Origin of the sequence: Marininema mesophilum (assembly GCF_900106775.1) — a bacterium.
GTDB lineage: Bacteria > Bacillota > Bacilli > Thermoactinomycetales > DSM-45169 > Marininema > Marininema mesophilum.
The window spans coordinates 21263-41498 of sequence record NZ_FNNQ01000003.1 but is presented as its reverse complement, the minus strand read 5'-3'; the positions used below and the strand labels follow the sequence as shown (position 1 = coordinate 41498).

General features: G+C 38.9%; 16 protein-coding genes and 2 pseudogenes. 7 read left to right on the top strand and 11 right to left on the bottom strand.

Annotated features, from left to right (window positions below):
- Window positions 1–58: 58 nt before the first annotated feature.
- Window positions 59–2161: a (Fe-S)-binding protein gene (locus BLV90_RS03690; protein ID WP_177167883.1), complete on the bottom strand. Its 2103-nt coding sequence runs from the start codon at window positions 2159–2161 to the stop codon at window positions 59–61.
- Between the two features lie 626 nt (window positions 2162–2787).
- Between BLV90_RS03690 and BLV90_RS03685 the strand changes: the two genes are divergently transcribed.
- The 3 genes from BLV90_RS03685 (at window position 2788) to BLV90_RS03675 (ending at window position 7043) form a co-directional block, all read left to right on the top strand.
- Entirely contained in the window at window positions 2788–3447 is a 660-nt protein-coding gene (locus tag BLV90_RS03685; RefSeq protein WP_091736383.1) for a hypothetical protein, read from the top strand.
- A 93-nt stretch (window positions 3448–3540) separates the two neighbouring features.
- On the top strand, window positions 3541–5301 hold the full coding sequence (locus BLV90_RS03680) for an ABC transporter ATP-binding protein (RefSeq protein ID WP_091736380.1): 1761 nt from the start codon (window positions 3541–3543) through the stop codon (window positions 5299–5301).
- On the top strand, window positions 5301–7043 hold the full coding sequence (locus tag BLV90_RS03675; protein WP_091736988.1) for an ABC transporter ATP-binding protein: 1743 nt from the start codon (window positions 5301–5303) through the stop codon (window positions 7041–7043). The genes BLV90_RS03680 and BLV90_RS03675 overlap by 1 nt, the downstream gene beginning before the upstream one ends.
- A gap of 1191 nt (window positions 7044–8234) precedes the next feature.
- Here BLV90_RS03675 and BLV90_RS03670 read toward each other — a convergent pair.
- The 8 genes and pseudogenes from BLV90_RS03670 to BLV90_RS16805 all read right to left on the bottom strand — a co-directional run.
- Window positions 8235–9134: a DMT family transporter gene (locus BLV90_RS03670; protein ID WP_091736377.1), complete on the bottom strand. Its 900-nt coding sequence runs from the start codon at window positions 9132–9134 to the stop codon at window positions 8235–8237.
- Between the two features lie 429 nt (window positions 9135–9563).
- Window positions 9564–9734 (bottom strand): hypothetical protein, encoded by a 171-nt coding sequence (locus BLV90_RS16125; protein WP_177167882.1) that lies wholly within the window; start codon window positions 9732–9734, stop codon window positions 9564–9566.
- A 544-nt stretch (window positions 9735–10278) separates the two neighbouring features.
- Window positions 10279–11307, bottom strand: a complete 1029-nt coding sequence (locus BLV90_RS03665) for a zinc-dependent alcohol dehydrogenase (RefSeq protein ID WP_091736374.1) — start codon at window positions 11305–11307, stop codon at window positions 10279–10281.
- On the bottom strand, window positions 11304–12233 hold the full coding sequence (locus tag BLV90_RS03660; RefSeq protein WP_091736371.1) for an inositol monophosphatase family protein: 930 nt from the start codon (window positions 12231–12233) through the stop codon (window positions 11304–11306). Before BLV90_RS03660 ends, BLV90_RS03665 begins: the two co-directional genes overlap by 4 nt.
- Entirely contained in the window at window positions 12233–13504 is a 1272-nt protein-coding gene (locus tag BLV90_RS03655; RefSeq protein ID WP_091736368.1) for an aspartate aminotransferase family protein, read from the bottom strand. Before BLV90_RS03655 ends, BLV90_RS03660 begins: the two co-directional genes overlap by 1 nt.
- Window positions 13505–13739: 235 nt before the next feature.
- Window positions 13740–14393, bottom strand: a complete 654-nt coding sequence (locus BLV90_RS03650) for a DUF1349 domain-containing protein (RefSeq protein ID WP_091736365.1) — start codon at window positions 14391–14393, stop codon at window positions 13740–13742.
- A gap of 53 nt (window positions 14394–14446) precedes the next feature.
- Window positions 14447–14593, bottom strand: a complete 147-nt coding sequence (locus BLV90_RS16120) for a hypothetical protein (RefSeq protein WP_177167881.1) — start codon at window positions 14591–14593, stop codon at window positions 14447–14449.
- Between the two features lie 167 nt (window positions 14594–14760).
- Window positions 14761–14997, bottom strand: a pseudogene (locus BLV90_RS16805) (tyrosine-type recombinase/integrase); the annotation flags it as partial.
- A 147-nt stretch (window positions 14998–15144) separates the two neighbouring features.
- Between BLV90_RS16805 and BLV90_RS15935 the strand changes: the two are divergent.
- The 3 genes and pseudogenes from BLV90_RS15935 to BLV90_RS03635 all read left to right on the top strand — a co-directional run bounded on the left by BLV90_RS15935 (window position 15145) and on the right by BLV90_RS03635 (window position 17553).
- Window positions 15145–15315 carry a DUF4158 domain-containing protein gene (locus BLV90_RS15935; RefSeq protein ID WP_143034992.1) on the top strand — a complete coding sequence of 57 codons (171 nt, stop codon included), beginning with the start codon at window positions 15145–15147 and terminating at the stop codon, window positions 15313–15315.
- Between the two features lie 136 nt (window positions 15316–15451).
- A pseudogene (locus BLV90_RS03640) lies at window positions 15452–16276 on the top strand (aldo/keto reductase); the annotation flags it as partial.
- Between the two features lie 311 nt (window positions 16277–16587).
- Window positions 16588–17553 (top strand): DinB/UmuC family translesion DNA polymerase, encoded by a 966-nt coding sequence (locus BLV90_RS03635; RefSeq protein WP_091736359.1) that lies wholly within the window; start codon window positions 16588–16590, stop codon window positions 17551–17553.
- 51 nt (window positions 17554–17604) lie between these two features.
- Here BLV90_RS03635 and BLV90_RS03630 read toward each other — a convergent pair whose 3' ends face one another.
- Together BLV90_RS03630 and BLV90_RS03625 are read right to left on the bottom strand one after the other, a co-directional pair.
- Complete coding sequence (locus BLV90_RS03630; RefSeq protein ID WP_091736356.1) at window positions 17605–17988, bottom strand: DNA cytosine methyltransferase; 384 nt, start codon at window positions 17986–17988, stop codon at window positions 17605–17607.
- Between the two features lie 28 nt (window positions 17989–18016).
- Complete coding sequence (locus tag BLV90_RS03625; protein WP_091736353.1) at window positions 18017–18589, bottom strand: site-specific integrase; 573 nt, start codon at window positions 18587–18589, stop codon at window positions 18017–18019.
- Between the two features lie 918 nt (window positions 18590–19507).
- On the opposite strand from BLV90_RS03625, the gene BLV90_RS03620 reads away from it, so the two are divergent.
- On the top strand, window positions 19508–20017 hold the full coding sequence (locus BLV90_RS03620; RefSeq protein WP_091736349.1) for a DinB family protein: 510 nt from the start codon (window positions 19508–19510) through the stop codon (window positions 20015–20017).
- Window positions 20018–20236 lie beyond the last annotated feature (219 nt).

Here is a 20236-nt window from a genome sequence, read left to right as displayed (position 1 = left end):
CTTATCAGAAAAATCTCCACGGGAGTTCGTCCGTGGAGATTTTTCCTTAGATCGCGAATTAATGAACGCCAGAAGCAACCGCTGTAGGCTTCTCACCAAAATCTACGGAGAGAGCGAGAACTTCTGCCACATCCATCGTTTTCACTTCATCCTCTACTTCTTTTGCCTTCGTCCCATCACTCATCATCGTTAAGCAATAGGGGCAGGCACTTCCAATAACGCTAGGTTGGACAGCAAGGGCTTGTTCTGTTCGAGCTGTATTCACCCGGACACCGGATTGCTCCTCAACCCACATCATTCCGCCACCAGCACCACAACACATGCCGTTCTCCCGTTTCCGCTCCATCTCTACTAATTCAACACCAGGGATCGATTTTAGGATAAAGCGAGGGTTGTCAAACTCTTCATTGTAACGACCCAGGTAACAGGAGTCATGATAGGTAATACGCTCTTTCACCTCATGAACAGGCTTCAAGCGACCCTCACGCATCAGGTGCGCCAACAATTGCGTATGATGGTATACCTCGACGCCTTCTAAACCAAAGTCAGGATACTCATTTTTGAAGACATTATAGGCATGGGGGTCCGCCGTGATAATCTTCTTCACACCGTGCTTCTCAAAGGTAGCGATGTTGTCCATTGCTAGTTGTTGGAACAAAAATTCGTTACCCATCCGGCGGGCGGTATCGCCAGAGTTTTTCTCCTTTTTGCCAAGTGTAGCAAACTTCACACCAGCATGGTTAAGAAGTTTTACCAATGCACGGCTGATCTTTTGACTCCGGTTGTCGTAAGAGCCCATGGACCCTACGAAGAAGAGGTATTCAAATTCCTTCTCTTCTTTTACCGTTGGTGCAACCAGACCTTCTTCTAAGCCCTCAGTCCATTTCTCCCGATCCTTACGGCTAAGTCCCCAAGGATTCCCTTGACGTTCAATGTTGTTAAATGTCCGAGTAGCCTCGGCTGGCATCTCACCTTGGGTCATCACCAAGTGACGACGCATATCGATAATTTTATCTACATGCTCGTTAGATACAGGACAAGCATCTTCGCAGTTGCGGCAAGTAGTACAAGCCCAGAGCTCTTCTTCTGTGATGACGTCGCCAATCAAGTTGACTGGATAGTCATAGGAACCATCCTCTTCCTTCGTTACCGCTACTTCCGTTGCAGTATTTGCACCAGCAAAGGCAAAGGCAGGCATCCATGGGCTCTTAGAAGTAACAGCAGCCCCTTTTTCCGTCAAATGATCCCGCATCTTGACCAAGAGGTCCATGGGGGAGAGCATCTTCCCAGTCACCGCTGCAGGACATACATTGGTACAACGACCGCACTCTACACAGGCGTATAGGTCGATCAATTGTTTTTGATTGAACTGCTCAATTTTATTCTTACCATACTCCGTAATGGACTCATCTTCAAAGTCGATAGGAGTTAGTTTAGCTGGAGGTCCTTGACGCTTCAATAACGTGTTAAGGGGTCCAACGAGCAAGTGAAAGTGCTTCGACTGTGGAACATATACAAGGAAAGAGAATACTACCAAAGCATGAACCCACCAGAAAACATAGAATATCGCTTCTGCTGCTCCTGCTGGCATCCAACTAAAGAGCATGGACAAGGGACCCGATATCGGGGTTGCCCATGCAGGAAGGGTGTGACCCTGCCATACATGTTCAAACCCTGCGCCAAGCAAAATGGAGAACATAAGCGGAATCAAGAACAAATAAACTAAACCCGCTTTAAAGCCGCGCTTTAAGCGTGCCAACTTCTCGATATAGCGTCGATAAAAAGCATATAGTGTTGCTGCTAGAACAGAGAAAGTGGTAATCTCCTGCAACAGAGTAAAAACAGGATACGCTGGTAGCGGCAAATGATACTTGCCACCGGTTAATCCTTTAATGAAAAGATCCAGTGCACCAAATTGAATAAGAATAAAGCCATAAAACATAACAACGTGCATCCAACCGCTCTTTTTATCCTTCAAGAGCTTCTTCTGACCAAAAACATTGGTCCAAAATGATTGCCAATCCGTCTTCAAATCCGCAGGTTGTCCTAATTTGACATACATATAACGGCCATAGACCGCCCTCGCAAACAGGAAGAACCCATAACCGAAAACGGCTAGGAAGAGGATGAGGTTGATTGTTTGAAAAGTCAATGTTCCCACTCCCTTGCTCCGGAATTAATCGATGCGCGCCTTTTTTAGATCAACGCATCGGGAAGGGTTGCTACTCTACTTTTGGAACCTAGCACATAGGCCCTATCTACCAATGATAGCGGTTTCAACCCTTCGATTGATCGTTTGATTTGTCTTTGTGATTATTGTAGCACAAAATGAGTGGGCATTCATTCAATAATTTGACTTCCATCCAATTACTATATCTCTCAAGCCTCCCTCAATCACATCATACATCATCAATCCCCTTTTCGTAATCAATCATTTTGTGTAATCTCTCATCAATTAAGATTCGTCCAAACACCTTAGGTATTTAACGGTGTTTAATCTTGACTTGAATTTATGTGATCTACTTAAAGGTAGCAAGCAAGACTCTCTGTTCGAGTCTCAAACCTTTCAATTATGTAAGACAACTGTAAGTTAAATCGATAGTTACAGAGTCATCGTTCAACTACACTCGAGAAATCAATAGTTTTTCCGCGTGCCAGTAAGAGGGGATTTAATTGAAATGAAATCCTGACGGTTAATCCTTAGATTTTTCTGAACGCGTCAATTATTTGCAACAAAATTCTCAGAAACTATTGTGGTCATTATTAAAACAAGGAAGGATTGATTAGATGAACTTTGTTAACCCGGCTCATGTCAAAAATCATAATATGAGCATCCGTTTCCCTGAGTTTTCTATGTCCATAACCAAATCGCATAAGATAGAATTCTTGGATCTCCGTAAGGAAAACAAAGATCGAATACAGATTATCGCGGCTATGATACAAGACACATATTCTCGAAAAGCAGAACGTAAAAAATTGCATGTATGGACTCGTGATCAAATAGCAAAAGTGATTGAAAAATATTCAAGTTGTTGTGCAATTTTAGTAAATCATGACACGAATCAAATAGACGCTACTCAAACGATGGTTCCTCCACATGTAGTACAGGGGAACCCTTTCATAAGATTTGCATCAATTGGATTTCATACTAATTTATTAAATAACAAGAACCTGTTACCTTATGCTTTACAGCTCCATCATGCTTTAATGAAGCATTTGGCTTCATTTAATTTATGGGCGAAGATACCCTATGACGACAAAGTATTATCCTCCTTATCTATGAAAAATGGATATAAACCTGTATCTGATTCTATTTTAGTAAATGAACTGCTTCATGCTACGGGTTATTCAGCAGAAACGACAATACACGAAAGTGGTATCGTGTTGGTACACCACCCACATAAGAAGTATGTTGAAAAAGTGATTCTTCGTCAAAGGGAATTATAAAAATCGATTTACTCGATGTCATTTGCACTGAAAAATAGTAAACAAAATGGAATATATTTTTATGCTCGTTTCTTGTTGAAGGGTGGGGGAAATTTGAGTGTCTTTAAAGATTTATGGTGGTACTTTAAGTTGGAAAAATCGAATTATCTAATGGGGATAGCTATGTTTGTTGCTATTTGCCTCTTACAAGCCATCCCACCGTATGGAGTTCGGATGGTGCTAGATACCATCGCTAAGAACACGATCACTACTAAGGATTTAACGTACTGGTCATTAATTATCTTAGCATCAGGTCTGCTCACTTATGGGTTGGGATTTTACCGACGAGTCAAACTGTTTGCTTCCGCAAATCGATTAAGTAAATTACTACGGAATCGCTTATACGACCATTTTACCAAAATGTCCCCTCAATTTTTTCATAAGTATCGAACAGGCGATTTAATGGCTCGTTCTACTAATGATGTTCAAGCAGTTTCTTTAACTGCAGGTGAGGGCGTCCTTACTCTTGCAGATTCAATTATTCAGGGTGGACTCGTTATCCTCATCATGGCTTTTTTTATTGACTGGAAGTTAACCGCAGTATCTTTGTTACCTATGCCTGTTTTGGCTTTGTTAACGACCAAATATGGGCGTTTATTACATAGGCGTTTTCATGATGCCCAAAAAGCATTTTCGTCTATGAATGATAGAGTACAAGAAAATATTTCTGGGATTCGGGTGGTTAAATCATTTGGAAAAGAAGAGGCAGAAAAGAAGCAGTTTGAACAGATAGTGGAAAATGTAGTTCACAAAAATATAGCTGTAGCCCGTATAAATGCTTTATTTGATCCTACGATGATGTTTATTGTTATGTCTTCCTTTTTCCTAGCCGTTGCTTTTGGATCGACAGAAGTACTTCATGGATCGCTATCGATTGGAGAACTCACTCAGTTTATTTTATATTTAGGCCTGTTAATTTGGCCAATGCTAGCTTTTGGTTGGCTATTCAACATCGTTGAACGAGGACGTGTTTCTTATCATCGGATTGAAAATTTACTTCAAACCGAGCCTCCTATTCGCGAGAAACCAGACGCACTAATAACTGTTCCAAGTGGAGCTATTCACTTTCATATTCCGACCTTTCACTATCCTGATATAGAATCTGCTGCGTTAAAAGAGATCGATATCCATGTAGAAAAAGGCGAAACATTAGGTATAGTTGGTAAAATTGGCAGTGGTAAAACAACACTACTTCGTCTCTTATTACGTGAATTTGAATCTAAGCAAGTAAATATCTCTATCGGGGGCGTTCCGATCAGAGACTTTAAGCTATTTGCTTTACGGGAGGCGATTAGCTATGTTTCTCAAGATCCAATTCTGTTCTCAGCAACGATCGCAGAAAATATGGCATTAGGTAAGCCCGAGGCAACTCAAGATGAGATTGAAAGCGCAGCTAAAGTGGCTTGTATTCATGAAGATATTCTTAATTTTAAGGATGGCTATAACACCACCATAGGGGAGCAGGGTGTGACACTATCGGGAGGACAGAGACAACGACTGTCGATTGCCCGTGCCCTCTTGCAAGACTCTGAAATCCTCATTCTTGATGATTCTTTGTCGGCAGTAGATACAAGGACAGAGCACGCTATCTTGCAATCTCTTCGAGAAAATAGGAAAAACAAAACAACCTTGATCTCTGCCCATCGGTTAAGTTCAGTAGAAAAAGCCCATCAAATTATTGTATTAGAAGAAGGCAAGGTAAAAGCATCTGGTACCCATCATGAACTTATCCAACAAAACGAATGGTATAAACAAATGGTTGATCGTCAACAGTTGGAATCCTTGATCTTGGAAGGGGGAGGAATGTCAATTTGATGATAAAACGGCTTGTTTCCTATCTAAAACCATATCAGAAACGTGTTTGGATAGCTTGTGTTGCTTTATTAGTGGCTACTCAAGCCAAGATGATGATTCCGGTTATAGTAGCTCACTTTATTGATGATCACTTAAGACCACGAGATGTATCTGTAAAAGTAATTTGGTTGTACGGAATAGCTGTGTTGCTCATACAACTAATAGCCGTAGTGATGCAATATATCCATCTTGTTTCCTTTCAATCCATTGCTCAATGGGCAGTCAAACAATTACGAATCGATGTATTTGGAAAGGTACAATATTTAAGCCAATCTTTTTTCGATCGTACTCCAATTGGGACCCTTGTTTCACGCGTAACGAATGATACCGAAAATGTAAATAGTTTATATGTATACGTGTTATCCACCTACATAACTGGCATCATTACTGTTATTACTGTTTACATTTCCTTGTTCATGCTTGATGTCCAACTGGCAACATGGACATTGGCTCTATTGCCTATTATTTTTATCGTTATCTACTGGTACCGAAAACTAACTGCTAATCTATATCGCATCTCTCGCAGCAAACTAAGTGAGATGAATTCTAAGTTAAACGAATCCATCCAGGGAATGAACATCATTCAGGCTTTAAGACAAGAAAAGCGATTTCGTAAAGCCTTTACCACTGCAAATAATGAACATTATCATTCAACAATGATAAACATCAAGTTGGCAGGGCTTATGCTTCGACCTGCTATGCAACTACTCTGTATCTTTGCTATTGTAATTGCGTTAAACTACTTTGGATTTACCTCCCTTTCAACATCGGTCAAGATTGGCGAGGTGTTCGGCTTTATAAACCTATTGGAACGCATCTTTGAACCCATCTATAAAATGATGATTCAACTCTCGCAAGTGCAGAATGCAGTGGCATCTGCTGAAAGGGTGTTTGATTTATTAGATCAAACCAATCATTCCCCACAACAACTAGGGCACGAACAACCCAACATTAAATCAGGCAGAATTCAATTTGACAATGTTACTTTTTCTTATGACGATAAAAATACGGTCCTAAAAGATGTCTCCTTTGCTATAGAACCCGGTCAAACAGTAGCCTTGGTCGGTCATACAGGAAGTGGAAAGAGCTCAGTTATTAACCTGCTTATGCGTTTTTATTCCCCTAATCAGGGGGCCATTACTATTGATAGTCAACCGTTAGTCCAGTTTGATGAGAGGGAGTTACGAAATAAAATGGGACTTGTAATGCAAGATCCGTTTTTGTTCACAGGTGACATCTATAGCAATATCCGTTACCATGACGACATAATCACAGACCAACAAGTTCTTGAAGCTGCCCAGCTGGTACAGGCGACTCCGTTTATTAATAAAATGCCCCATCAGTTTCATGAATTGGTAGGTGAACGGGGGACTAGCTTTTCCAAGGGGCAACGGCAACTAATCTCTTTTGCCCGTACCATAGCAAAAAATCCTAAAATACTCATTCTTGACGAAGCAACTGCCAGTGTGGACACAGAAACAGAAGAATCTATCCAGGTTGCTTTAGAGAAAATGAGGGCAGGTCGGACTACCATTGTTATTGCTCACCGACTTTCAACGGTTCAGGACGCAGATGTTATTCTTGTTTTGCATCGTGGGGAAATTGTAGAGCGTGGAAATCATCAGGAATTACTGAAACAACAAGGGCTATATCATAAGATGTATTGTTTACAAAATCATGCTACCCTCCATCATGCAACCTGACCTAGTTTTGCTCTATTCCGAAGCGGGATCATATAATTGATCCTAGAAGCGTACGTAGGTCAACTCCTCATGGTGCTCTTTGGCCCATGCTTTCCGGTGCTTGTTGGAGCGAATTATGGATTAATAATCATTGCACAAATAAAAGAGACCACTGTCCAATTATTGGACAGTGGTCTCTTTTATTTTGATTAACGATGTGAATTTCCCCGCCTAGTTTAGGTTATTCATTCACGATATGATGATAATACATAATATGTAAGTCTGCGAAAGTTTTGTCTTACAGCCCCCAAATTCGTTGATTCTCGAAAAAGTATGCGGTAGGAGAGCGTCAAGTTTCTAACATCGCTTAGAAAGAGGTGCTCATCTATTCAATTGAATAAAATTACTTAGACATCCGTCTCTCCAACCCATGAACGATAATGGTAGATAGAAAAACGGTCCCATGAGGATCAGATTAGATCAATTCTTAGTTTTAAACTCAAAGTAACCTTCGTTTATCCACCACTCTCTACACATCAGTCGGGCGACCCCAAAATGAGTTTTTTGGATTTCTGGGAGATTTGGTTTTAGTAGGATTTTTGCATCGATCTATGATCCCTATGATCACTTTTCACATACCACCTTACTGGTTCTATCTACCATAAGTTTTAATAGTCTGATATACTGGGAATTGGGAATGTTTTGATTCGGAGAAATCCCCGGGCGGCGTAGGTCGATAGCCTCGAAGTTAGGAGGTGAGGCCTATGTCGGGACAAGAAGTGATTTCGTTGCTTACGTTGCTACTTCTCGCCGCAACATATATGGACAACAAAAAAAAGTAATTGCTCCCGGGGCACCAACCTAGAAGCGATTACTCTCTCTTAGCCCATCGGCCTACTTTTTGTCCGGTGGCCATCCGATTATTCCCAGCCAAGGTGCGCTAACACCTTGGCTTTACTATTGTACCCATTCCATAACTCCAGTATTACAAAAGTCACTGATTGTCTTGATACGTATATCGTATCACTTTTTTCGTTACAGTCAACCGTGATCCTGCCCTTTATTGTTCTGTATAGGGTAGAAGTTGTCTTCATCCAATTCTGGATATATTGGAAAATTGCAAATAACATTCTATTTAATTTTTCAACTTAAGTCAATATTTAAGCCGGGTTCCTTTATGCTTACCTATTATTTATTTTTAATTTCTAGTGATTAATTGTATTTTTTCTTTTTTATATAAAAATATGGGTGAAATTGAACATATATAATTGCTGCCAATATAATAATTAACGCTGAAATTTGTAAAACTGTAAGCTCTTGAGATAGGATAAATACATCCATAGTAGCTACTTGAATTAACACAAGGTTGTTAAGCACGCTACTTTCATATGCTTTTAAAGTTTTTTGCGTCAATGTCCACAAATAGAAGGCCAGAGCTCCACTTACTATTCCCAACCATATTAGTATCCAGATCAACATAAGTGAAATGTGCGGAACACCACCTCGGAAAAAACCTACTACTATCATAAAAATTGCCCCAATAAACATCGGGCCTATTACAAGATTTTCAGCTTTAACTGTTTTATTAGTAATAAAGTGTCGAGTTGCCGTAAGGTTAATGGTATAACCGATGGAGGAGAGGATGACTAATCCAATTCCGATGAGGTTACCAGCTTGGAATTGCCATGGGTAATAATAGAGCAGGATGCCAAAAACACCCAGCAAAACTCCACGATTTTTTACTTCTCGAAGCCATAACAAGTCTACTAAAATCACAAATAGATTATTACCTACACTAAGTAACATACTGGTTTGAGTAGGTGAAATAAAAAATTGGCCTGCATATTGTAGCCCCTGGGCCATTAAGTACCCAGCAATCCCCAATAGCAAATAATGTTTAAACCTCATTCTGGATCTAATAGATATAGGGGTTGAGTGTTTTTTTATAAACATGAACAACATTAACAATGTACTAGCTGCAATTGTGTACCGTAAGCCTGCCAGCATATATGGATCGATTCCTTCTCCAAAGGCAAGTTTATTTAAAATATAAGAAGCAGACCATAAAAAAGTCACAAAAATAGCAGCAATAATCGCAATAAATCGTGTCATTCACATATCACCTTTAGATTAAATTGTCTATACCAAAAAATTTTTTACAGAAAGTCTCTTCATATTATAAACGCCCACTTATCACAAAACTGGGAGCTATAAAACAACGTAAAGGGACAGCCGTTAATACAGCAGTTAGAGTATATTTTCAATTTTATCGGAGTCAACTTTGCGGGTCATGTGATTGGTAAAGGAAGAAAGCCTGAAGATATTGAACAGGATTCCAAGGCTCTCACAGCCATAAAAAACCTAAGAGCCAAGCTTGAAACTTACAATTGATTAATCCATTGAAATCTACATAACTATAGACCCTCACCTTCGGTGGGGGTCTTTATCTCATTTAGGTACAGCCTCTTGAGATAGATAAGGGCGTCCCTCATTACTAAACCCCTCTGAGTCTCAAGAGAGTGGAAATAAAAAAGCGACCGCTTATGAATTCTCCATAATTTCGTTAAGTGCTTTCAAATTCTTTTTCTTTTCTTGGTAGCGACGAAAAACCTCCTGCATAACCTTTTCATAATCACCTTGGTCATAAGCATCAATCACCCAACGATCCTTAATGGTTACCTTAAACACTTGTTGTTTATCCGAGTTTCTCATTTTCGCCTTTAAATAACGTTGTACTATTGTACGACCCTGTGAAAAATAGATTTTATAAGCTTTTTCTTCTCCTAAAATCCAATAACAACACTCCTAATTAAGAGAATTTGAAAAGTGTCCATTAATATAACCAATCAGCGTCGCGCTCAGCTGGTTCTACTATCTTTATATCATCTATCTCTGATTCAACCCAAGCTATGAATTCATCATAGTCTGAGGTTGAAAAAATGACTTTTCCCTCTGGCTCATGAAGCTTCTTAATGTACCTTTTCGGGGGGGTTGCGCAAAAACACCCAAAATGCTCTTCATGCTGGGCTTCAAATCCTTTCGAAGCACCTATCTTTTGTCCCGAGGATTGGAAGCGATGCACATGATTAAAAAACGACAGATTTCAGCCCTAGGGACCTCTGTCGTTGAAGAAGTTAATTTCATACATAATCTCTTTAATCTAGCAGCTTAGATCCTTCTGTTAAAGGGGGACAGCTGCTTTTCTTCGTTTTTCGCACCAGAACCTTCTTCACGAAGGTCATTCGTAGCCGCCTTCTTATATATAATTTGAATCAGATACCAAAATGGTTTTAATGGATTGTATGTCTACTTTTTTTGTTTGTAAATTTTCAAGGGCAATTTGAAAGTTTTCAAGGGGTATTTTATCTGTAATTAAATTTGATAATTCTGGTAAATCCATTGCGCAAGATAATGCCTTCTCCATCATATGATGTGCTTCTCCTGTACCTATAATCGTAATCCCTTTGGATAGGAGTTCAAAAGGTTTAATCGTAAACTGATAGGTATGATCAAATCCCATAGGTACCAACCTGCCTCCTTTTCCAATCAGTGGATATGCCCATTCAAGTTGATTCCCTATCGCATCAAAAATTACATCAAATTTTCTTCCCTGATTAATGCGTAGAACTTCTTCTATAGTTAAGCTTTGAGGAGGATACACATAGTTTGCTATTTTTTTTGCAGCCTCTGTTCTAAATGCCCCGATTTCTGTTGCAACTGTTATTCTAGAGAGTTTTCGAGCCATTAATTGAACTAATAACCCAATTGGTCCTGATCCTAAAACTAAAACAGATTCATCAGGTCTTATATTCGCTTTTTCTATCACGTTTAACACACACGCGAGTGGTTCAATTAAAGTGGCTCTTTCCCATTCCATAGAATCAGGCAATTTATACATAAACCGATCTTCTCCCACGTAATACTCTCCAAAAGTACCATGAGCGCCAATTCCTAATTGCCAATCATCAAACTCTTCACAATAACATGTTAACCCTTTTCTACAATAGTAACATGTCCCACAAAATTGGGTAGGGTCAATAACTACCCGATCTCCTACTGTTATATTCCTTACATTTGCTCCCACTTCTACCACTACACCAACTGATTCATGTCCCATAATCATATTGGGTGCAGCATACATTTTCCCCTGTAGTACGTTTAAATCTGTTCCACATATTCCGGTTCCATATATTTTGACTTTCACATTATTCCTTTTTTGTATTTCAGGCTCTTTTACATTTTGATATTCTAATTGTCTATTTTCAGTCCACACTAATGCTTTCATAATATGTCACCACTCCGTTTCCAATAAATTGCGTCTAAAAGTTTTTGATGTAATGTCATGCTAGAGGCTGCTATACATGATTGTTGATTCTCATAGCTAAGATCCATTAACAGTGTTTCATCTAAAGATTTTCCATATGCATCTGTAATAATGACTCCTGCTTTTTTGGCTAAAAATACACTTGCAGCTATATCATATGGAAAGAGATGTAGTACCTGACCATTGCCTACTCGCTTAAAATCTTTTAGTAGTTCTGGACGATCTTTAAGTAATCGGTTTCCAACATCCACATATGCATCCATCTGCCCTGTAATAATTCTAGAAATGGAATAGGAGGCACTATTAAATAAAAATACACCGCCCTTATTCGCTGATGCATCAATTAAATGTCCATACGTTTCTATCATTAATTGCGTAGGATGACCATTAAACTCAAAACTCCAAAACATATGTTCTATTTCTTTATCTTGACCTAGATTTGGTAATGGCATGTGATAACCTTCAAATTCTATAGAGTCTGAAAATATATCACTATACATATAATTTCCTGTTTTAAGTTCCATTAAAAGAGCGTATTCAGTATCTTTTATTTTAGCTCCATCTCTATAACTCGCTAGGACAATTGATATACATGACATTTCTAATCCTGCAGCTGCAGGGCGAGTACCATCAATTGGATCTATAATTAGGATGTAAGCTGGATTTTCTCCAAAAACTTTTAAACCACCGTCCTCTGTGTAAAGTGCAATAGGCTTTTTTTGATCTGATATATATTTTACAATTGCATGTTCTGCAACCTCATCAATATGAAATTGAGCATCTCCACCTGGAGAATAGCCATTCACTATACGATTTTTTAGTGTCCCTTTTTGGTTGTTTACTTGCGTATATACATACTTGCCTAATTCAATGATATAGTTTTTCATTATATCTCCTCCATTAATTTTTCTAATTTAAAGCATAATTCCTCTGCCTCACTAATAGTAATAGTAAGAGGCGGACGAATTTTAAATACATTCCCGTATCCATATCTGGATGTTCGAATAATGATACCGTGATCCATTGCACGCTTCGCAATATAGTTTGTTAACTCCAGATCCGGTTCAAGGTTCTCTTTCATGATTTCTACCCCGATCATTAATCCTACACCCCTAACATCTCCAATAAACCTATATTTCCCCTTCAATTTCTCTAAATATTCCATAATATAATTCCCTACTACAGTCACATTCTCTAAAAACCCAGGCCTTTGTAAAATATCAATGGTAGTACAAGCCGCTGCAGAAGCCATAATATTAGAACCATATGTAAATGAATGATGGTGACCAGGCATACCTGCATATTTTTCCTCAGCAAGGATAGCGGCTACTTGAAACCCAGTTCCACCTAATCCTTTTGCTACCGTCATCATGTTAGGTTGTACACCAAAATAATCCGCAGCAAACATTTTTCCCGTTCTACCAAATCCAGTTTGTATCTCATCAAAAATTAATGTAATATCTTGTTCTTCACATAATTTTTTGAGTGCTTGAAAATATCCTTCAGGAGGAACTATATTTCCGCCGTTTCCAGATATCGGCTCTACAATAATAGCAGCAACATTCCCAGTACTTGCATATTCAATAAAATCATGAATTCGCTCTACACATAACATGCCACAAGAATTAGGCTCTTGATTATAAAAACAACGCAAACAATATGGATCCGGTACTTGCAAGCCAAATGAAAATTGTGGTGGAAACGGCTCCCTACGAAAGGCATTCCCTGAAAGTGCTGACATCATATAAGTTTGTCCTAAATGACTACGGAACAAAGAAATCACATCCCGTTTACCAGTATTATACTGTGCCATTTTTATAGCACCTTCATTTGCAGCAGAACCGCTACTGACTTTCGGGTGCACTCTTGTCAAATTATCAGGAGAAATTTCAACAAGTTTTGTTGCTAAAGTATTTACAGCATCTGTTTGATACGAAGACGTAACATGTATCAGATTATCCATTTGATTTTTTACTACATCTATTACCTCTTTATTTCCATATCCCAAATTCAAATTAAATGTTGCCGATGCACAATCAATGTATTGTTTACCATCCTGATCGTACAAATATATTCCCTCCCCTCTTTCCATCACCACAGAATCCACTTTGTAATATAAATGATTGGGGGATACTGCATCTTTTACTTTGCTTTCCATTTTTATACGCTCTCCATTCTCTTCATTAAATAAGAACTTGACTTTAAAATAAAAGCCATCCTCATTTATGTGTATAAAGTCATATTACTTTTATATATGGTTTCAACTTTACAATTTAAAAGACACTACGAATAAGTCCACCATCGATTTGGTATTAGGTCAATAAAATGGACCCAAGAAATTGAGGCTGCAGAGGACAGTCGATCATAGTAAAGGCGTTCGTACTGCCGATTATTTATTTATTATTTATATCAATTGTGACAAAATCAAATTCAGCTATAAATCCTTTCTTTTTAGGGCTACAAGCATATATCCCGCATTGAAATGATGTATCATTTGTATCCTCTATTAAATGGGTAACACGTAATTGTTCCCACGACTGTTTAAGACTCTGTAAACTATCTTCTTTCTTTTTATCACTCTCCAAATATTCCACAAAATAATCTCCGGCTTTTCTACGAATACGTAAGTATATATCTGAATGTTGTTTTTTATATACCTGTGTGGACCAATCTGAGTATCCTTGATTCGTAACAACTACTCCCAACATACTCTTTTCAGTTGTAATATATTCGATAGATGTTTTTAACCAACAATTTTCTGAAAAGCGAATCATTAACCCCGCTTGATCGTATTGATTCATAGGAGTTGATAAAACACGAGTAGTGATTGTTATATCTTGATTGCATTCCGTATATAGAAAATGTCCATTATCTGCAGAAAATCCAACATGCGTTTTTTGCCAATAGTCTGTTTTTCCATTAGGTTCGATGTATAACTTATCAGTATTTTGATGAATCCCCCACACTTGAGGGAGATAATCCCAAGATACAGCAATGGGTTCTCTATTTTTTTGAAACTTTCTCCAAATAATCGATGAGTTTCTCATGTATATTCTGACCTTTCATGTTAAGATGCATGTTTCTTCTCAAATACATTTTTTCACGATAACACTTTTGCAGATATTAAGTCAATATCTGCTGAATCGATTAATTTCACCTCTTTTACCTCAGCTTCCACTTGCACTATGAATCCCTCATAGTCTGATGTAGAATAGATCACCATCCCATCTTGCTCATGAAGCGCCACCCAGGCAATGACCCTAACAGGATCCGCGATATACTGTGTTCACTGGTCAGGCTCAAAGAACTGCCCATCCTGAGTCCCTTCACTCTTATTTTCCAATCTAACAAGGTCATCATTTCACCCACTTCTTTTTACAAGTTTAAATTCAGGATCACATCATCCATATCGTCCTATGTAATGCCGATATATCGAAGCGTCACCGATGGTGCTGAGTGGTTAAAGATCGATTGCAACAGGAAATATCGATGCCAGCTTTGTAGGTATGGTAACCAAAACTTTTTCGTAAGCTATGCGTCCCCGATTTTCTCTTTTATCCCTATCGAACGAGCAGCCAAATTGATTATCTGGTGCGCACGTTGTCTGGTAATCGGCTTTGTCCCTTGCCTCGACTTAAACAAGTAATCATCCGGATTTTGGGCACCCAACTTCTTCTATGTACAACTCTATTGCTTTGAGTACATTCTTGCCAAAGGGAAAACGTCCCGCTATACTCAGACCGACAAAAAGTACCGACTCTGTACATTCTAGGAACTTTAGAAAGGGTTGTATCTTAGTTGAAACAACAATGGACAAAAGAAGAACTTATTCAGCATTTCGTTTTACTCGAACCAGAAAAGAAATTAGTAGAAGCAAAGCGCACTAACTCTCAACTAACATTTGCGGTTCTATTTAGATATTTCCAACAAGAAGCCTGTTTTCCTGAAAACACTAAGTCAGACAATTGAACGCTATCGATCTGACATAAGAAAAATATTTGGGTTTCGGGAGCGTATAGAAATAGGATTTTTCGAGAAAATAAGGTTAAACAAATATTGTTTTTCGAATGATTATATTTTACATACTAGGAGTGAATAAAAAATAATGAATACAGAGTTGCATTTACAAAGTACAACATCATTATATAATGGTGTTAAAATTCCTTGGCTTGGACTAGGTACATTTGCGTTAAAAGACAGTTCTCCCATAAAAAATGCCATCCAAATCGGATATCGTAGCATAGATACCGCATCCATTTATGGAAATGAACAAATTGTTGGCGAAGGCATTCGACAAGGGATAGAAACGGCTAATATATCGCGTGCGCAATTGTTTGTGGCTTCAAAGATTTGGATCACTGACCAAGGGTATGATGAAACACTGGCCGCCTATGAAAAAAGTATTCAGAAATTAGGTGTGAACTACCTAGATTTATACGTAATTCATTGGCCTGTAAAAGAAAAATACAAAGAGACATGGCGAGCACTAGAAACACTTTATAAACAAGAGCGGGTACGCGCAATAGGAATCAGTAATTTTCAAATTCATCATATAGAAGATATTATGGAAAGTTGTGAAATAAAACCTATGGTGAATCAAATTGAATATCATCCACTCTTAACACAAAAGAATCTATATAGTTTTTGTTACAAACAAGGTATTCAATTAATATCAGCATCTCCATTTATGAAAGGACAATTACTAGATAACCCGATTCTGCAAAACATTGCAGCCAAGTATAATAAAAGCGTTGCCCAAATTATTCTACGATGGAATGTACAAAATCATGTCATTCCCATTCCAAAGTCATCCTCAAAAGAAAGAATTCTTAGCAATGCGAACATATTTGATTTTCAATTAAAACAAGAGGATATGGAACTCATTTATTCTTTAAATCAAAATCATCGTATTGGCCCAGATCCAAATAATAGTCATACTTTTTTAAGTGTCTATCATGAATGGAAACAAGAAAAAATAACCGCGGAAGAAGCAATGGAACGTATAAAAATGGATCCTATTATATTTTACAAAAGAGTGAGCGAATTAGAATATTGAAATAACAGGCTCTGGTGCAAATATAACAAGAACAGGATGAATAACAAGAACAGGATGAATAACAAAAGCTTCTTACTAGGATCTTATTTTACGCGGTGAGACCTAAAAACGACATCTTTCACGCCACGAAATGGATCGGTCTGTTTCATGACTAAAAAGAGTCAGTAAAAGACGATAAAATCAAGTTGAAATGGGTAAACATCCCCGATCAAGATGGGACTTATGATGTGTATCGAAATGGTGATCTATTAGGTAAAGTGAACGGGAATGAATTTATTGATACCAATGTGAAAAAGAATGCGAAGTACCAATACAAGATTAAAGGTTCAAAAAAGATTCCAGATGCTGAAATAATAAAGAAGAAAGAACTTTTAGCAAAGAATAATGTAACCTTCTCTGAGAAGGATGAAGAAATCCTATTCTATGAAACAAAAGAGATTGGAACCATTGTAAAGTCTACGGGGATACCCTGTTCCATTGGAGTGGGCCCCAATAAACTAATGGCTAAGATGGCAGCAGGGATGAAAAAGCCACGAGGGTTAACCGTACTTGAATTGGAAGATGTTCCGGAACGAATGTGGCCACTTCCTGTAAAGAAGCTCTTTGGAATAGGAGATCGGATGGAGCGTCATTTTCATAGAATGGCAATCCGAACGATTGGTGATCTTGCTGCAACGGATCCAAATCTACTTGCTAAACGGTTTGGAGTGATTGGAAGAGTTCTTCACCAGTCAGTCAACGGGATCGATTATAGTCCAGTCGATCCTTATTCATTAGATGGCTGTAAGTCGATAGGTCACCAGTTTACGCTGCCTAAAGATTACGTCACAGAAAATGAAATCAAACTGGTGATTCGAGAGCTTGCTGAAGAGGTATGTACGCGTATGCGGCGTGCTCAGTGTATGGGACGGACGGTTTCCCTTACATTGAGAAGGGGTGACTTTCGTTCGATCCATCGGTCGATTACTTTACCGGATCCTACGAATATTGGCCGATCCATCTTTGAGGCAGCGATGATGTTGTTTCATCGCCACTGGGATCAATCCCCGGTTCGTCTCATTGGAATTACAGTAAGTCAATTGTCTTCGGATCATATCATTCAGCTCAATTTATTTCAGGATGGAGGGAGAAAAAGAGCAACGGTTAGCTGAATCGATAGACGCAATCAGAAACCGCTTTGGTACTCAGAGTATCTTTTTCGCTCAATCCCTATCGGAAGCGAGTGTATTTTCAGATCGTTTGAGTAAAATAGGTGGCCACCGAATGGGATAATTTTGATAGAATAGTAGTGAGGCACCATTTTCCCCAGCTCCTAATCCGGCCACACTGTAATCCTGACAGGGTGGTCCTCCTGCAATAACGTCTACTTCGGGAATGGACTTTATCGGTATTTTTGTAATGTCTCCTTTAACTATGTAGTTACCAAGGTTGTGCCTATAGGCTCCTACCGCATGCTTGTCAAAATCGTTGGCCCATATGATCGAAAAACCTGCTTGTTTTAAACCGACTGCCATTAATCCCCCACCCGCGAATAATTCTGCTACAGTTAATCCATTAGGTGACTTTGCTGGCGTTACGTCAAACATTTTAGCCCTCTTTTGTCCAGGATGCTACTCATAAGTTTAAATTCAGGATCACGTCATCCATGTCATCCTGGGTTATTCCGATATACCGAAGAGTAACCGATGGTGCCGAATGATTGAAAATCGATTGTAACAACGATATATCTACTCCTGACTTATAGGCGTGATAGCCAAAGGATTTCCTTAAACTGTGTGTACCGATTTTCTCTTTTATCCCGATCGAACGCGCAGCGGAATTAATTATCTGGTGGGCGCGTTGCCGAGTGATCGGCTGCGCGCCTTGTCGTGACTTAAACAAGTAGCTATCAGAATTCTGGCTACCCCCGACTTCATCTATATACAATTCGATCGCCTTGAGGACGTTTTTCCCAAACGGAAACCTCCTCCCCTTTTTCGTCTTTTGTTCCCGTAGCTCATAATATGGCTTCGGTTTTCCTCGATCCGTTATCACATCTCCTATCCGTAACTGCAAGATGTCAGAGATACGTAGTCCGCAGTTGATCCCCAATACAAACAACAAGTGATCTCGTGCAGATTGAGCAAGTAGGATCTTCTTGATCGCCTGAATTTGTTTCGGATCACGAATCGGTTGCACAAATTCCACTCTGTTTTCTTCCTTTCACCACTTTAACTAAACATATTATATCATACGATATGTAAAACTTAAATTGAACTTTACAAAAATGACCTATTAAAAAAAGACGACCACCCCAGTTATATCAAGGGATAGCGGCTTTTTAACGAGTTTTACTCAACTATATTGTGTCAAACTCATTAATAGAGCCCATCTGCTGAATCAACGATTCTTATATCTTCTATCTCTGACTCCATCTGCTGTATAAAAGCCTCATAGTCCTGGTTTGAAAAGATAACTTTACCTTCTGGGTCATGGAATGCCCATCCTTCCGTTAGACCTATGAGTATCCTAGTTATATATCCACCAGATTAGATTCAGGGCACTTCCTATTTTCAACCCTCTGTAACTCTTAGTACCAATTTTTCGGCACGTATGTACTAATTTGATTGGTACATTCGTACCGAAAAATTGGTTTTCCTCTTTATTGGGTCCTCAGGCTGATTAGATAAACCCTAAAATAGGTTACCATTTAGGCGGCTTTGTTATGATTTATCATCACTGTTGTTATTATCTGATCATAACAACAGTGATGATACTTTACATAAATGATATTAGGTAAAGTAAAAGCAATTTGGTTTTTACCTCTGGTTTGTCAGAGATACCAAGGGACATCTACAAGTAAAAGACCGCTGTCTAATAGGACAGTGGTCTTTTACTTGGGCACGATGTGGTTTCCCCGCCTGTTTACTATACTATTCATCACTATCCCATTTTATGGTTGGGTTTCCTCTCAATCGCCAGATCTTGGTCAGAAAACATACATCTACTCGAAATCGGCTAGGTGAACGTCCTAACAGGTTTGTTAGAGTTGTTATTTAAAAAAAGGATTTTGAATTATTTTGGCGAAAATTAAAAATAAATCTATAAAAGATGGGGGTTGTTGTGATGTTGAAACTGTTTCAATATAACTGGCAAGTTCGTGATGATTGGTTTACATTGTGCGAAGACATACCGGATGAAGAACTATTAAAGAAACGGGGCGGTGGGTTCCGCAGTATCCTACATAACCTATTTCACATTGTAGATGTGGAATATTATTGGATCTTAGGTTTGCGAGGTGAACCAGTGCCTGAAGAGCCATTGTTTGAGGATTATGCTAGCTTACAAAAAGTGAAAAACCTTTCAGCTCAATACCATGAGAAAGTGAAGCCATTTGTGACATCTTGGACAAATGAAATGGATTCTCGGAAACTTTCAGAAATCAATGAAGAACCAATTAGCACTAGAGACGCAGCATACAGGCGCCGAGTCATTGAATGTACACACGGAGAGATCATACGTCATGTCATTGTCCACGAAATCCACCATATTGGCCAGTTATCTATATGGGCACGTGAAATAGGAAAGGAGCCTGTTTCCGCAAATCTGAGAGGAAGAGGGCTATTCGATAATTAGACTGCCTTTGCCACACCCCTGAACTTGGGAGTTGCACGAAGCAGATTTTTATGCCCTCTGCCGCTGCTATCCGATGGATAGTAGCTCTGCTAATTTCATAGACTTGGCTAATTTCTCGGATGGTCCGATCACCACGAGCGTAAAACAACCGCTACAACACCAGAGTAGTAGTAACTGGCGTTTTTATCTCTGATGTCTGCATAAAAGGTTCCGGTTTTC

Coding starts and splice junctions, on each gene's coding strand:
- BLV90_RS03685 (WP_091736383.1), top strand. CDS start 2,788: ATGAACTTTGTTAACCCGGCTCATGTCAAAAATCATAATATGAGCATC.
- BLV90_RS03675 (WP_091736988.1), top strand. CDS start 5,301: ATGATAAAACGGCTTGTTTCCTATCTAAAACCATATCAGAAACGTGTT.
- BLV90_RS03670 (WP_091736377.1), bottom strand. CDS start 9,134: ATGACACGATTTATTGCGATTATTGCTGCTATTTTTGTGACTTTTTTA.
- BLV90_RS16125 (WP_177167882.1), bottom strand. CDS start 9,734: ATGAGAAACTCGGATAAACAACAAGTGTTTAAGGTAACCATTAAGGAT.
- BLV90_RS03665 (WP_091736374.1), bottom strand. CDS start 11,307: ATGAAAGCATTAGTGTGGACTGAAAATAGACAATTAGAATATCAAAAT.
- BLV90_RS03660 (WP_091736371.1), bottom strand. CDS start 12,233: ATGAAAAACTATATCATTGAATTAGGCAAGTATGTATATACGCAAGTA.
- BLV90_RS03655 (WP_091736368.1), bottom strand. CDS start 13,504: ATGGAAAGCAAAGTAAAAGATGCAGTATCCCCCAATCATTTATATTAC.
- BLV90_RS03650 (WP_091736365.1), bottom strand. CDS start 14,393: ATGAGAAACTCATCGATTATTTGGAGAAAGTTTCAAAAAAATAGAGAA.
- BLV90_RS03630 (WP_091736356.1), bottom strand. CDS start 17,988: ATGTTTGACGTAACGCCAGCAAAGTCACCTAATGGATTAACTGTAGCA.
- BLV90_RS03620 (WP_091736349.1), top strand. CDS start 19,508: ATGTTGAAACTGTTTCAATATAACTGGCAAGTTCGTGATGATTGGTTT.